Source organism: Pseudomonas sp. zfem005, assembly GCF_032621735.1.
GTDB classification, from domain to species: Bacteria; Pseudomonadota; Gammaproteobacteria; order Pseudomonadales; family Pseudomonadaceae; genus Metapseudomonas; species Metapseudomonas solani.
This window is the reverse complement of sequence record NZ_JAVYJE010000001.1, coordinates 34,224-47,043: the sequence shown is the minus strand read 5'-3', so window position 1 is coordinate 47,043 and position 12,820 is coordinate 34,224. Positions and strand designations below refer to the sequence as shown.

Sequence of the window (12,820 nt, the reverse complement as noted above, 5' to 3'; positions counted from 1 at the left end):
CATGCGTGGCGCCGCGATCCGTCATCCGCAACCCGCCATCGGCCGCGCTCCCCAGCGCAAGCCGGTGCCGCGTGGTGCCAGCCGGATGGTGGCCAAGGAGCCGCTCAGCACCCGCCTGCCCAAGCCGAACTTCAGCGTGTTCAAGCGCCTGGTCTGGCCGGTGGTGCTGGTGGTGCTGGGGTTCGGTGCCTATGAAGCGGCGCAGCGGTTGCTGCCCTATGCGGATCGCCCCATCGCCAAGATCAACGTGCAGGGCGACCTGAGCTACATCAGCCAGCAGGCGGTGCAGCAGCGCATCGCCCCTTACATCGCGGCGAGCTTCTTCAGCATCGACCTGGCCGGCATGCGCAGCGAGCTGGAGCAGATGCCCTGGATCGCCCACGCCGAGGTGCGCCGGGTGTGGCCGGACCAGGTGATGATCCGCCTGGAAGAACAACTGCCGATCGCCCGCTGGGGTGACGAGGCACTGCTGAACAACCAGGGCCAGGCCTTCACCCCGCGTGAACTGGCCCATTACGAACAACTGCCGCAGCTGTGGGGGCCACAGCGCGCCCAGGAACAGGTGATGCAGCAGTACCAGATGCTCAGCCAGATGTTGCGCCCACTCGGGTTCTCCATCACCCGACTGGAGCTGCGCGAGCGCGGCAGCTGGTTCCTGTCCACCGGACAGGGCGTGGAGATCCTCCTGGGTAGGGATCATCTGGTGGAAAAGATGCGTCGCTTCATCTCGATCTACGAGAAGACGCTCAAAGAACAGATCGCCAATATCGAGCGCGTCGACCTGCGTTACCCCAACGGCTTGGCGGTAGCGTGGCGAACCCCGGTAGAGGCACCCGCGGCGGCCGTAGCCAGCCGTGCGAATTGAGGAGAAGGTTAGAACCATGGCAAGCGTGCAGAGCGGCAAGATGATCGTCGGCCTGGATATCGGCACCTCCAAGGTGGTGGCGCTGGTGGGCGAGATCGCGGCCGACGGCCAGCTGGAGATCGTCGGGATCGGCACCCATCCCTCCCGCGGCCTGAAGAAGGGCGTGGTGGTGAACATCGAGTCCACCGTGCAGTCCATCCAGCGCGCGGTGGAAGAGGCGCAGATGATGGCGGGCTGCCGCATCCACTCGGCCTTCGTCGGCGTGGCCGGCAATCACATCCGCAGCTTGAACTCCCACGGCATCGTGGCGATCCGTGATCGCGAAGTGAGCCCGGCGGACATCGAGCGCGTGCTCGACGCCGCTCAGGCCGTCGCCATCCCGGCTGACCAGCGGGTGCTGCACACCCTGGCCCAGGATTATGTGATCGATAACCAGGAAGGGGTGCGCGAGCCCCTGGGCATGTCCGGCGTGCGCCTGGAAGCCAAGGTGCATGTGGTGACCTGCGCGGTGAACGCGGCGCAGAACATCGAGAAGTGCGTGCGCCGCTGCGGCCTGGAGGTGGACGACATCATCCTCGAGCAGCTGGCCTCGGCCTACTCGGTGCTCACCGACGACGAGAAGGAGCTGGGCGTGTGCCTGGTGGATATCGGCGGCGGCACCACCGACATCGCCATCTTCACCGAGGGCGCGATCCGTCATACCGCGGTGATCCCGATCGCCGGCGACCAGGTGACCAACGACATCGCCATGGCCCTGCGTACGCCCACCCAGTACGCCGAAGAGATCAAGATCCGCTACGCCTGTGCCCTGGCCAAGCTGGCCGGTGCCGGCGAAACCATCAAGGTGCCGAGCGTCGGTGACCGCCCGCCGCGGGAACTCTCGCGCCAGGCACTGGCCGAAGTGGTCGAGCCACGTTACGACGAGCTCTTCACCCTGATCCAGGCCGAGCTGCGTCGCAGCGGCTACGAGGACCTGATCCCGGCGGGCATCGTCCTGACCGGTGGCACCGCGAAGATGGAGGGCGCGGTCGAGCTCGCCGAAGAGATTTTCCATATGCCGGTGCGCCTGGGCGTGCCGCATAGCGTCAAGGGGCTCAGTGACGTGGTGCGCAACCCGATCTACTCGACCGGCGTTGGCCTGCTCATGTACGGCCTGCAGAAGCAGTCCGACGGCATTTCGATGTCCGGCGGCCTGGGCAGCTTCAGTGACGAACCCAAGACACCTGTTCTGGAACGGCTCAAGCGCTGGGTCCAGGGCAACTTCTAAAGAGTTTTGCAGTAGGCGATACAACTAGAAAAGGAAGGAGAGGGGAAATGTTCGAACTCGTAGATAACGTCCCGCAAACCGCGGTGATCAAGGTAATCGGCGTAGGTGGTGGCGGCGGCAACGCGGTCAATCACATGGCCAAGAGCAACATCGAAGGCGTCGAGTTCATCTGCGCCAACACCGATGCCCAGGCTCTGAAGAACGTCGGTGCGCGCACCGTCCTGCAACTCGGCCCAGGCGTTACCAAGGGCCTGGGCGCAGGTGCCAATCCGGAAATCGGCCGCCAGGCTGCCCTGGAAGACCGCGAGCGCATCGCCGAAGTGCTGCAAGGCACCGACATGGTCTTCATCACCACCGGCATGGGTGGCGGTACCGGTACCGGTGCGGCGCCGATCATTGCCGAAGTGGCCAAGGACCTGGGCATCCTCACCGTTGCGGTGGTGACCCGTCCGTTCCCGTTCGAAGGCCGCAAGCGCATGCAGATCGCCGATGAGGGCATCCGTGCGTTGTCGGAAAGCGTCGACTCGCTGATCACCATCCCCAACGAGAAGCTGCTGACCATCCTCGGCAAGGACGCGAGCCTGCTGTCCGCGTTCTCCAAGGCGGATGACGTGCTGGCCGGTGCCGTTCGCGGTATCTCCGACATCATCAAGCGTCCCGGCATGATCAACGTCGACTTCGCCGACGTGAAGACCGTGATGAGCGAAATGGGCATGGCCATGATGGGTACCGGCTGCGCCAGCGGTCCGAATCGCGCCCGTGAAGCCACCGAGGAAGCCATCCGCAACCCGTTGCTGGATGACGTCAACCTGCAGGGCGCCCGTGGCATCCTGGTCAACATCACCGCCGGTCCCGACCTGTCCCTGGGTGAGTACTCCGATGTCGGCAACATCATCGAGCAGTTCGCTTCCGAGCACGCCACCGTCAAGGTGGGCACCGTGATCGATCCGGACATGCGCGACGAGCTGCACGTCACCGTGGTCGCCACCGGTCTGGGCGCGCGCCTGGAAAAACCGGTCAAGGTCGTCGACAACACCGTTCAGTCCACCGCCGCCGTGGCCGCCCCGGCACAGCAGCGCGCTGAACAGCCGTCGGTCAACTACCGTGACCTGGACCGTCCGACCGTCATGCGCAACCAGGCTCATGGCAGCGCCGCAACCGCCGCCAAGATGAACCCCCAGGATGACCTGGATTACCTGGACATTCCGGCCTTCCTGCGTCGTCAGGCCGATTGATGAAGTTTATCGACGCTGTGTCTGTGATTGGTGTTCAGCAAAGGCCGGTTCTGCTATCATCCCCGGCCATTGTTGAAAACTGTTCGCAACTAGCGCGAAAGCGGCCACTGCCATGATCAAACAACGCACTTTAAAGAACGTCATCCGAGCCACAGGCGTAGGGCTGCATTCCGGGGAAAAGGTCTACCTGACCCTCAAGCCCGCCCCTGTGGATACCGGCATCGTGTTCTGCCGTACCGACCTGGACCCCGTCGTCCAGATCGCCGCCTATGCCGAAAACGTCGGTGAGACCACCATGTCCACCAACCTTTTCAATGGCGACGTCAAGGTCGGCACGGTCGAGCACCTGCTCTCGGCCATGGCTGGCCTGGGCATCGACAACGCCTATGTCGAGCTGTCCGCAGCCGAAGTACCGATCATGGATGGCAGCGCCGGTCCGTTCGTATTCCTCATCCAGTCCGCTGGCCTCGAGGAACAGGACGCAGCCAAGCGCTTCATTCGCATCAAACGTGAAGTGAGCGTGCAGGATGGCGACAAGCGCGCCACCTTCGTACCGTTCGATGGTTTCAAGGTCACTTTCGAGATCGACTTCGACCACCCGGTGGTCAACGGTCGCACTCAGAAAGCGTCTGTCGATTTTTCCAGCACCACCTTCGTCAAGGAAGTCAGCCGCGCCCGTACCTTCGGTTTCGTGCGTGATCTGGAATTCCTTCGCTCGCACAATCTGGCCCTGGGCGGCAGTGTCGAGAACGCCATCGTGGTTGACGAGGACAGCGTATTGAACGAAGACGGCCTCCGTTACGAGGACGAATTCGTCAAGCACAAGATCCTCGATGCCATCGGCGACCTCTACCTGCTCGGCAACAGCCTCATCGGCGAGTTCCGTGGCTACAAGTCCGGTCATGCACTCAACAATCGCCTGCTGCGTGCACTGATCGCCGACAAGGATGCCTGGGAAGTGGTCACCTTCGAAGACGCCAAGACCGCACCCATCTCCTACATGCGCCCGGTAGCGGCCGTGTAAGCAATACCTCTTTCCTTTCTTTGGAGGCCACCCATTGGGTGGCCTCTTTTTTTTGTGCTGGAAAAAGGGGAGGGCAGAGCGGCGGATTGTCGCGGAGGATCAGTCTTCGCGGTTTTTACGGCCGCGTTCGGCAAGGCGCTCCAGGGCGGCGCGCAGCTTCGGGTCTTCGATGCCTTCGGCGGTCGCCTGGATGCTTTCCGCGGCGAAGGCCGACAGTTCGATGGTGCGGCCTGGTGCACGTGCCGAGCCTTGGGGAGGTTGCACCTTGAAGATGATTTTCGTTAAGGTCGCGAACTCTCCGAGTGCCTGAAGCTGGCGCTGCAGTCGACGTTGCTGGTAGCGCAGGCGCGTAGCCCAATGGCCGTCGCTGATGATCAGCATCAGGCAGCCCTCTCGCCACGAGGCGACACGGCAATGCTGGCGCGCTGCAGGTTGCAGTTGGCTTTCCAGCAGATGCTGTAGATGGTCGATGCGCTGGGCCTGGTTGAACAGGGCCTTGAGCGGTTTTTCCTCACGCAGCAGTGCGGCGGGGGACCGGGCCGGCAAGGGACGAAAAGACATGGCAGGACGCCTGAAGAATACAGAGTGGCCATGGTAGCAGAAGGCTGCACCGGGTAATGCTCGAACAATTGGGGAAGTCATGCACATCATTCTTCTGAGCCGCAGGCATGGGGCAGCGCGTTCGCTGAGCCTCGACCTGCGCGTTCTCCTGGCGCTCGGTGGCGTGCTGCTGGCGCTGGTTCTCGCATCGGGGATCGCCCTGGGCGCCTGGATCAAACCGGCCGCGCCCAGCGCCGAAGACAGCCAGCAGATGACCCTCGCGCTCGACGAGCAGCGCAGCCAGGTGAGCCAGGCGCGGGCCGATGCCCAGCGCCAGCTGGACGCTTTTGGTGCGCATATCGCTGATCTCCAGGCCCGCCTCACCCGGCTCGATGCGCTGGGCGAGCGTGTTGCCGAACTGGCTGAGCTGGACTCCAGCGAGTTCGACTTCTCCCTCAATGTCGGCCAGGGTGGCCCGGAAGACCCCCTCGACGCGCCCGCCTACCAGGCTCCTCCCTTCATGGATGTGCTGGACAGCCTCACCGAACGCCTCGAAAGCCGCGAGCAGCAGCTGGAAGTCCTCGAGCAACTGCTGGGCGAACGGCGCATCAGTGCGGCCGAGCACCTGGCCGGGCGCCCTGTATTGCAGGGCTACATCTCCTCGCCCTTCGGCGTGCGCACCGATCCCCTCACGGGGCGCTTGAGCCGGCACAAGGGCGTGGACTTCGCCGCCAAGGCTGGCAGCGATGTATTGGCGGTCGGTGCAGGTGTCGTCACCTGGTCCGGACGCAAGACCGGCTACGGCAACATGGTCGAGATCAGCCATGCCGATGGCTATCGCACCCTCTATGCACACAACAAGAAGAACCTGGTGCAGGTCGGTGATCTGGTGCAGCGTGGCCAGGCCATCGCCGAAGTCGGCAGCAGTGGCCGATCCACCGGCGCACATGTGCATTTCGAGGTCACCCGGGGCGGTGAGGTGGTCAACCCGGCCCTCTATATAGCTCGTTCCGCAGCAGCGGAGTAACGCTACTTTTCTCTACAACGAATCCGGGTAGAATGCCCCCTTCGCAAGCAGCCATGAAGGCTGCGTGGGCGACTCCGGGGCCGCCCCCCATCCATATATGTGGAAGATCCTGTCGATATGTTTGCGCCTTTGTTGAAGAAACTCTTTGGAAGCAAGAACGAGCGCGAAGTGAAGCGCATGGCCAAGGCTGTCCAGGCGATCAACGCCCTGGAAGAGCAGATGGTCGCGCTGTCCGACGAGCAGCTCAGGGCCAAGACCGAAGAGTTCAAGGCGCGAGTGGCCAAAGGTGAAACCCTCGACCAGATCCTGCCTGAAGCCTTTGCCGTGGCCCGCGAGGCCGGCAAGCGCGTGATGGGCATGCGCCACTTCGACGTGCAGCTGATCGGCGGCATGACCCTCCACGAAGGCAAGATCGCCGAGATGCGTACCGGTGAGGGCAAGACCCTCGTGGGTACCCTGCCGGTCTACCTCAACGCGCTGTCCTGCAAGGGCGTGCACGTGGTCACGGTGAACGACTACCTGGCCCGCCGCGACGCCAACTGGATGCGTCCGCTGTACGAATTCCTCGGCCTCAGCCTCGGCATCGTCACCCCGTTCCAGCCGCCGGAAGAAAAGCGCGCCGCCTACGCCGCCGACATCACCTACGGCACCAACAACGAATTCGGTTTCGACTACCTGCGCGACAACATGGCCTTCAGCCTGGAAGACAAATTCCAGCGTGAGCTGAACTTCGCCGTGATCGACGAAGTGGACTCCATCCTCATCGACGAAGCGCGTACCCCGCTGATCATCTCCGGCCAGGCCGAAGACAGCTCCAAGCTGTACATGCAGATCAACGCGCTGATCCCGCGGCTCAAGAAGCACGTCGAGCCGGAAGAGGGCAACGTCGTCCAGGAAGGCCACTACTCGGTCGACGAGAAGACCCGCCAGGTCGAGCTCAACGAACAGGGCCACCAGTTCATCGAAGACATGCTCACCCAGGCCGGCCTGCTGGCCGAAGGCGAGAGCCTGTACTCCGCGCACAACCTGGGCCTGCTGACCCACGTCTACGCCGGCCTGCGCGCGCACACCCTGTTCCACCGCAACGTCGAATACATCGTGCAGAACGATCAGGTCCTGCTGATCGACGAGCACACCGGCCGTACCATGCCCGGCCGCCGCCTCTCCGAAGGCCTGCACCAGGCCATCGAAGCGAAGGAAGGCCTGAACATCCAGGCCGAGAGCCAGACCCTGGCCTCCACCACCTTCCAGAACTACTTCCGCCTCTACTCCAAGCTGTCCGGCATGACCGGTACCGCCGACACCGAAGCCTTCGAATTCCATTCGATCTACGGCCTCGAAGTGATGGTGATCCCGACCCACCGCCCGATCGCCCGGAAGGACTTCAACGACCTGGTCTACCTGACCCAGGAAGAGAAGTACGCCGCCATCATCACCGACATCAAGGACTGCCAGGCCAATGGTCGTCCGGTGCTGGTGGGTACCGCCTCGATCGAAAGCTCCGAGTACGTCTCGCAGCTGCTGGTCAAGGGTGGTATCGAGCACAAGGTACTGAACGCCAAGTACCACGAGAAGGAAGCCGAGATCATCGCCCAGGCCGGTCGTCCGGGCGCCGTGACCATCGCCACCAACATGGCCGGTCGTGGTACCGACATCCTCCTCGGCGGCAACTGGGAGGTCGAAGTCGCCGCCCTGGAGAACGCCACCGAAGAGCAGATCGCCCAGATCAAGGCCGACTGGCAGAAGCGCCACCAGCAGGTGATCGAAGCCGGTGGTCTGCACGTGGTCGCGTCCGAGCGTCACGAGTCCCGCCGTATCGACAACCAGCTGCGTGGCCGTGCCGGTCGCCAGGGTGACCCGGGCTCCAGCCGCTTCTACCTGTCGCTGGAAGACAGCCTGATGCGCATCTTCGCCTCCGACCGGGTGAAGAACTTCATGAAGGCCCTGGGCATGCAGTCCGGCGAAGCCATCGAACATCGCATGGTCACCAACGCCATCGAGAAGGCCCAGCGCAAGGTCGAAGGTCGCAACTTCGACATCCGCAAACAGCTCCTCGAATTCGACGACGTGGCCAACGAGCAGCGCAAGGTGATCTACCACATGCGCAACAGCCTGCTGGCCGCCGACGACATCGGCGAGACCATCGCCGAGTTCCGCGAAGACGTGCTGGGTCGCACCATCGACAGCCACATCCCGCCGCAGTCCCTGCCCGAGCAGTGGGACATCACCGGCCTGGAAATGGCGCTCTACAGCGACTTCGGCATCAAGCTGCCGATCCAGCAGTGGCTGGACGAAGACGACAAGCTGTTCGAAGACACCCTGCGCGAGAAGATCCTCGAGCAGCTGACCATCGCCTACAACGAGAAGGAAGAGCTCGCCGGCGCCGAAGCCCTGCGCTCCTTCGAGAAGCAGATGCTGCTGCGCGTGCTGGACGACCTGTGGAAGGACCACCTGTCCACCATGGATCACCTGCGCCACGGTATCCACCTGCGCGGTTACGCACAGAAGAACCCCAAGCAGGAATACAAGCGCGAATCCTTCACCCTGTTCCAGGAGCTGCTGGATTCCATCCGTCGCGACACCATCCGTGTGCTGTCCCATGTCCAGGTCCGTCGTGAAGACCCGGCCGAGGAAGAGGCCCGCCTGCGCCGCGAGGCCGAGGAGCTGGCCAAGCGCATGCAGTTCCAGCACGCCGAAGCCCCGGGTCTCGAAGAACCCCAGGAGCTGGGCGAAGAGGGCGACGTAGCCGTTGCCGCTGCGCCGGTCCGCACCGAGCCCAAGGTCGGCCGCAACGAGCCCTGCCCCTGCGGCTCCGGCAAGAAATACAAGCACTGCCACGGCCAGATCAGCTGAGGCTAAGCTGTAGTTCCCCACGCCGCGACCGGCTCAGCCGCTCGCGGCGTTTTCAACTCGACATCCCCAGAACGGTGGCGCTCCGGCACCGCCGCTTCACCTGACGACACGACAAGGAGCGCTTCCATGGCTGTTGGTCTCGGCCCCCTGCCCACCCTGCACCCGGTTCCCGGTTTCGAACTCGGCATCGCCTCTGCCGGCATCAAGCGCCCAGGCCGCAAGGACGTAGTGGTCATGCGCTGCGCCGAAGGCTCCACCGTCGCCGGCGTGTTCACCCTCAACGCCTTCTGCGCAGCCCCGGTGATCCTCTCCAAGAAGCGCGTCCTCGGTCCCGTGCGCTACTTCCTGACCAACACCGGCAATGCCAACGCCGGCACCGGCGAGCCGGGCCTGGCTGCCGCCGAGCGCACCTGCGCGCGCCTGGCGGAGCTGGCGGGCGTCGATGCCACCGCCGTGCTGCCGTTCTCCACCGGTGTGATCGGCGAGCCGCTGCCGGTCGAGAAGATCGAAGCCGCCCTGGGCGATGCCCTGGCCGACCTCGCCGAAGGCAACTGGGCTGCTGCCGCCACCGGCATCATGACCACCGACACCCTGCCCAAGGGTGCCAGCCGCCAGTTCGTGCACGACGGCGTCACCGTTACCGTCACCGGCATCAGCAAGGGCGCCGGCATGATCAAGCCCAACATGGCCACCATGCTCGGCTACATCGCCACCGACGCCAAGGTCGCCCAGGGTGTGCTGCAGGACCTGCTGCGCGATGCCGCCAACAAGTCCTTCAACCGCATCACCATCGATGGCGACACCTCCACCAACGACTGCTGCATGCTGGTCGCCACCGGCCAGGCCGCACTGCCGGAAGTGACCCAGGCCAGCGGCGAGCTGTTCGCCGCGCTCAAGCAGGCCGTGCTGGAAGTCTCCATGGAAGTGGCTCAGGCCATCGTCCGTGACGGTGAAGGCGCCACCAAGTTCGTCACCGTGCAGGTGAACGGCGGCGGTACCTACCAGGAGTGCCTGGACGTCGCCTACGCCGTGGCCCACTCGCCGCTGATCAAGACTGCGCTGTTCGCCTCCGACCCGAACTGGGGGCGCATCCTCGCCGCCGTCGGCCGTGCCGGCGTACCGCAGCTGGACGTGAGCAAGATCGACGTGTTCCTCGGTGATGTCTGCATCGCCAGCAAGGGCGGCCGCGCGGCCACCTACACCGAGGACCAGGGCGCCGCCGTGATGGCCCGCGAAGAGATCGGCATCCGTATCGAGCTGGGTCGTGGTGGTTGCAGCGAAACCATCTGGACCACCGACCTGTCCCACGAGTACGTCAAGATCAACGCGGAATACCGCACCTGAGCCCGACGCAGCCGCAGGTTCGCCTGCGGCTGCGCTGATGCTCGTCCCTGGCATTCCCGGCGTTCATGGCCCCATGAGCAATGGGAATTTGCCATCCCCGCATGCGCCTTTTAAGGTCCATCGACCCGCCTGGACAAACCATCGGGCTCAAGGAGAAACGCATGGCACTCACCCTGGTTATCGGCAACAAGAACTACTCCTCCTGGTCGTTGCGCGGCTGGCTGGCCATGGAGCTGACCGGCGCCCCCTACCAGGAGCTGCGCATTCCGCTCTACGCCGCCGATAGCCACAAACGCCTGCTGGCGCGTTCGCCCACCGCCAAGGTGCCGGTGCTGGAAACCGAAGCCGACGGGGTCATCTGGGATTCCCTGGCCATCGCCGAATACCTCGCCGAGCGTTTCCCCGAAGCCCATCTCTGGCCCTTCGGCCAAGCGGCCCGTGCCCATGCCCGCTCCATCTGCGCCGAGATGCACAGCGGCTTCGTCGCCCTGCGCAGCCACATGCCCATGGACCTGAAGCGCAACCAGGCGCTCGATGGCATTCCGGAAGAGGCCGCCGAGGACATCCGCCGCGTCTGCGCCATCTGGTCCGACTGCCGCCGCCGCTTCGGCCAGGACGGCCCCTACCTGTTCGGCCATGCCAGCATCGCCGATGCCTTCTACGCGCCGGTGGCCAGCCGCCTGCGCAGCTACGCCGTGGAGCTTCCCGCCGAAGCCGCGGCCTATGTCGACACCATCTACCGGTGGCCCGCGTTCCAGCGTTGGTACCAGGCCGCCCTGCAGGAAACGGAGATCATCGAATGAAGCGAGTGCACGTGGCGGCTGCGGTCATCCGTGGCGCCGACGGCCGGGTGCTGATCGCACGCCGGCCGGACGACAAGCACCAGGGCGGCCTGTGGGAGTTCCCGGGCGGCAAGGTGGAGGAGGGCGAAGCCGTTCAGGTCGCCCTGTCGCGGGAGCTCGAGGAGGAACTGGGCATTCGCGTCAGCTCGGCACGGCCGCTGATCCAGGTGCACCACGACTACCCCGACAAGCAGGTGCTGCTGGATGTCTGGGAGGTCTCTGCCTTCACGGGCGAGCCCCATGGCGCCGAAGGCCAGCCCCTGGCCTGGGTCACCGAGCAGGAGCTGGCCGACTACGAATTCCCCGCCGCCAACCAGCCGATCCTGGCCGCCGCACGCCTGCCCGATCGCTACCTGATCACGCCGGACGAACTGGAGCCCCAGGAGCTGCTGCAAGGCGTTCGCGCCGCGCTGGCCAAGGGCGTCCGCCTGATCCAGCTGCGTGCGCCGAACATGTTCGATGCCCAGTACCGCGACCTGGCGGTGGACATCCAGGGCCTCTGCGCCCGCCGTGCCCAGTTGATGCTCAAGGGCCCGCTGGAATGGCTGGGGGACTTCCCTGCCGCCGGCTGGCACCTCACCGCCGACCAGTTGCGCCGCTATGCGCCCCGCGGCCGTCCGTTCCCCAAGGAACGCTGGCTGGCCGCCTCCTGCCACAGCGCGGAAGAACTGGAACTGGCCACCGAGATGGGCGTGGATTTCGTCACCCTGTCGCCGCTGCAGGCCACCCAGACCCACCCCGACGCCCAGCCGCTGGGCTGGGACGCCGCCCAGGAGATGATCCGTCGATTCAACAAACCGGTATTCCTGCTCGGCGGCGTCGGCCCGGACGACCTCCAGCGCGCCTGGCAGACCGGCGCCCAGGGTGTAGCGGGGATCAGGGCGTTTTGGCCCACTAAAGATTGAAGCCTGAAGCCTGAAGCCTGAAGCCTGAAGCCTGAAGCGGGGTTCTGCGTGTAGGGGGGATGCCGCTCTTTGCATCCACCGGCGGTGCCGATCCGGGCTCCGCTGCGGTGGACCGGTGAAGCGTGATCCACCCTACGTTCGGGCCTTCCCGGGCTGAAGCCCGGGCTACGTCGGGGGTAAGGAAATAAATAAACTCGAGGGTTGACGGCTTCCGTCGATCCCCCAAGCTTTTCCAGCTTCCAGCTTCCAGCTTCCAGCTTCCAGCTTCCAGCTTCCAGCTTCCAGCTTCCAGCTTCCAGCTTCCAGCTTCCAGCTTCCAGCTTCCAGCTTCCAGCTTCCAGCTCAGCCCCGCGTCGCCGCCTGCCACAACACCTCATCAACGCCTTGCCGCCGTGCGATCAACCGTGCGGCGACGAAGAGCAGGTCGGAGAGGCGGTTGAGGTAGGCCAGCAGTTCGCCGCGCAGGGCTTCCTCGGCGTTGAGCGTCTGGGCGCGGCGTTCGGCGCTGCGGGCAGCGGAGCGGCAGACGTGGGCCTGGGCCACCAGGGCCGAGCCGCCGGGGAGGATGAAGTTCTTCAGCGGCCCCAGCTCTTCGTTCCACAGGTCGATGGCCGCCTCCAGGCGTTGCACCTCGCCTTCCTCCAGCACCTGGTATTCAGGCATCGACAGTTCGCCGCCGAGGTCGAACAGGCGGTGCTGGCAGGGCGCGAGCACCTCGCTCACTTCGCCCAGCCCCGGGCAGGCGCCGTGCTGCTCGGCCAGTTGCGCCAGCAGCAGGCCGAGCTGGCTGTTGAGCGAGTCCACCTCGCCTATGGCCTCGATGCGCGGGTGGTCCTTGGGCACGCGGCGGTTGCCGGAAAGGCCGGTTTCACCCTTGTCGCCGGTGCGGGTGTAGATCTTCGAAAGGCGGTTGCCCAT

General features: G+C 64.8%; 11 protein-coding genes. 9 read left to right on the top strand and 2 right to left on the bottom strand.

Annotated elements, in window-relative coordinates; all coding sequences use genetic code 11:
- The first annotated feature begins 1 nt into the window (after position 1).
- The 4 genes from RTW82_RS00195 to lpxC all read left to right on the top strand — a co-directional run bounded on the left by RTW82_RS00195 (position 2) and on the right by lpxC (position 4,391).
- Entirely contained in the window at positions 2 to 865 is an 864-nt protein-coding gene (locus RTW82_RS00195; RefSeq protein ID WP_021218770.1) for a cell division protein FtsQ/DivIB, read from the top strand.
- A 16-nt stretch (positions 866 to 881) separates the two neighbouring features.
- Positions 882 to 2,132, top strand: coding sequence for a cell division protein FtsA (ftsA, locus tag RTW82_RS00190; RefSeq protein ID WP_021218769.1), 1,251 nt, complete (start codon positions 882 to 884; stop codon positions 2,130 to 2,132).
- A gap of 47 nt (positions 2,133 to 2,179) precedes the next feature.
- Positions 2,180 to 3,367, top strand: coding sequence for a cell division protein FtsZ (gene ftsZ, locus RTW82_RS00185; protein WP_316923931.1), 1,188 nt, complete (start codon positions 2,180 to 2,182; stop codon positions 3,365 to 3,367).
- Between the two features lie 112 nt (positions 3,368 to 3,479).
- Entirely contained in the window at positions 3,480 to 4,391 is a 912-nt protein-coding gene (gene lpxC / locus RTW82_RS00180; protein ID WP_021218767.1) for a UDP-3-O-acyl-N-acetylglucosamine deacetylase, read from the top strand.
- A 99-nt stretch (positions 4,392 to 4,490) separates the two neighbouring features.
- Here the strand turns inward: lpxC and RTW82_RS00175 are convergent, their stop codons facing one another.
- Entirely contained in the window at positions 4,491 to 4,952 is a 462-nt protein-coding gene (locus RTW82_RS00175) for a DciA family protein (RefSeq protein WP_316924331.1), read from the bottom strand.
- Between the two features lie 79 nt (positions 4,953 to 5,031).
- On the opposite strand from RTW82_RS00175, the gene RTW82_RS00170 reads away from it, so the two are divergent.
- From RTW82_RS00170 to RTW82_RS00150, 5 genes are all read left to right on the top strand, one after another.
- Positions 5,032 to 5,958 carry a M23 family metallopeptidase gene (locus tag RTW82_RS00170; protein ID WP_021218765.1) on the top strand — a complete coding sequence of 309 codons (927 nt, stop codon included), beginning with the start codon at positions 5,032 to 5,034 and terminating at the stop codon, positions 5,956 to 5,958.
- 117 nt (positions 5,959 to 6,075) lie between these two features.
- Positions 6,076 to 8,811, top strand: coding sequence for a preprotein translocase subunit SecA (gene secA, locus RTW82_RS00165; protein ID WP_316923930.1), 2,736 nt, complete (start codon positions 6,076 to 6,078; stop codon positions 8,809 to 8,811).
- 126 nt (positions 8,812 to 8,937) lie between these two features.
- Positions 8,938 to 10,155 (top strand): bifunctional glutamate N-acetyltransferase/amino-acid acetyltransferase ArgJ, encoded by a 1,218-nt coding sequence (gene argJ / locus RTW82_RS00160; protein ID WP_043241403.1) that lies wholly within the window; start codon positions 8,938 to 8,940, stop codon positions 10,153 to 10,155.
- Between the two features lie 161 nt (positions 10,156 to 10,316).
- The gene (locus tag RTW82_RS00155) at positions 10,317 to 10,958 is read left to right on the top strand and encodes a glutathione S-transferase family protein (protein ID WP_271660132.1); all 642 of its coding nucleotides are present in this window, start codon (positions 10,317 to 10,319) and stop codon (positions 10,956 to 10,958) included.
- The gene (locus RTW82_RS00150; protein WP_316923929.1) at positions 10,955 to 11,902 is read left to right on the top strand and encodes a Nudix family hydrolase; all 948 of its coding nucleotides are present in this window, start codon (positions 10,955 to 10,957) and stop codon (positions 11,900 to 11,902) included. Before RTW82_RS00155 ends, RTW82_RS00150 begins: the two co-directional genes overlap by 4 nt.
- 342 nt (positions 11,903 to 12,244) lie before the next feature.
- On the opposite strand, the gene RTW82_RS00145 is transcribed toward RTW82_RS00150, so the two are convergent.
- Positions 12,245 to 12,820: a cob(I)yrinic acid a,c-diamide adenosyltransferase gene (locus tag RTW82_RS00145; protein ID WP_184488718.1), complete on the bottom strand. Its 576-nt coding sequence runs from the start codon at positions 12,818 to 12,820 to the stop codon at positions 12,245 to 12,247.

What these genes read in the sequence shown, in the direction of transcription:
- RTW82_RS00195 (WP_021218770.1), top strand. Translation starts at nt 2, where the DNA reads ATGCGTGGCGCCGCGATCCGTCATCCGCAACCCGCCATCGGCCGCGCT.
- ftsA (WP_021218769.1), top strand. Translation starts at nt 882, where the DNA reads ATGGCAAGCGTGCAGAGCGGCAAGATGATCGTCGGCCTGGATATCGGC.
- ftsZ (WP_316923931.1), top strand. Translation starts at nt 2,180, where the DNA reads ATGTTCGAACTCGTAGATAACGTCCCGCAAACCGCGGTGATCAAGGTA.
- lpxC (WP_021218767.1), top strand. Translation starts at nt 3,480, where the DNA reads ATGATCAAACAACGCACTTTAAAGAACGTCATCCGAGCCACAGGCGTA.
- RTW82_RS00175 (WP_316924331.1), bottom strand. Translation starts at nt 4,952, where the DNA reads ATGTCTTTTCGTCCCTTGCCGGCCCGGTCCCCCGCCGCACTGCTGCGT.
- RTW82_RS00170 (WP_021218765.1), top strand. Translation starts at nt 5,032, where the DNA reads ATGCACATCATTCTTCTGAGCCGCAGGCATGGGGCAGCGCGTTCGCTG.
- secA (WP_316923930.1), top strand. Translation starts at nt 6,076, where the DNA reads ATGTTTGCGCCTTTGTTGAAGAAACTCTTTGGAAGCAAGAACGAGCGC.
- argJ (WP_043241403.1), top strand. Translation starts at nt 8,938, where the DNA reads ATGGCTGTTGGTCTCGGCCCCCTGCCCACCCTGCACCCGGTTCCCGGT.
- RTW82_RS00155 (WP_271660132.1), top strand. Translation starts at nt 10,317, where the DNA reads ATGGCACTCACCCTGGTTATCGGCAACAAGAACTACTCCTCCTGGTCG.
- RTW82_RS00150 (WP_316923929.1), top strand. Translation starts at nt 10,955, where the DNA reads ATGAAGCGAGTGCACGTGGCGGCTGCGGTCATCCGTGGCGCCGACGGC.
- RTW82_RS00145 (WP_184488718.1), bottom strand. Translation starts at nt 12,820, where the DNA reads ATGGGCAACCGCCTTTCGAAGATCTACACCCGCACCGGCGACAAGGGT.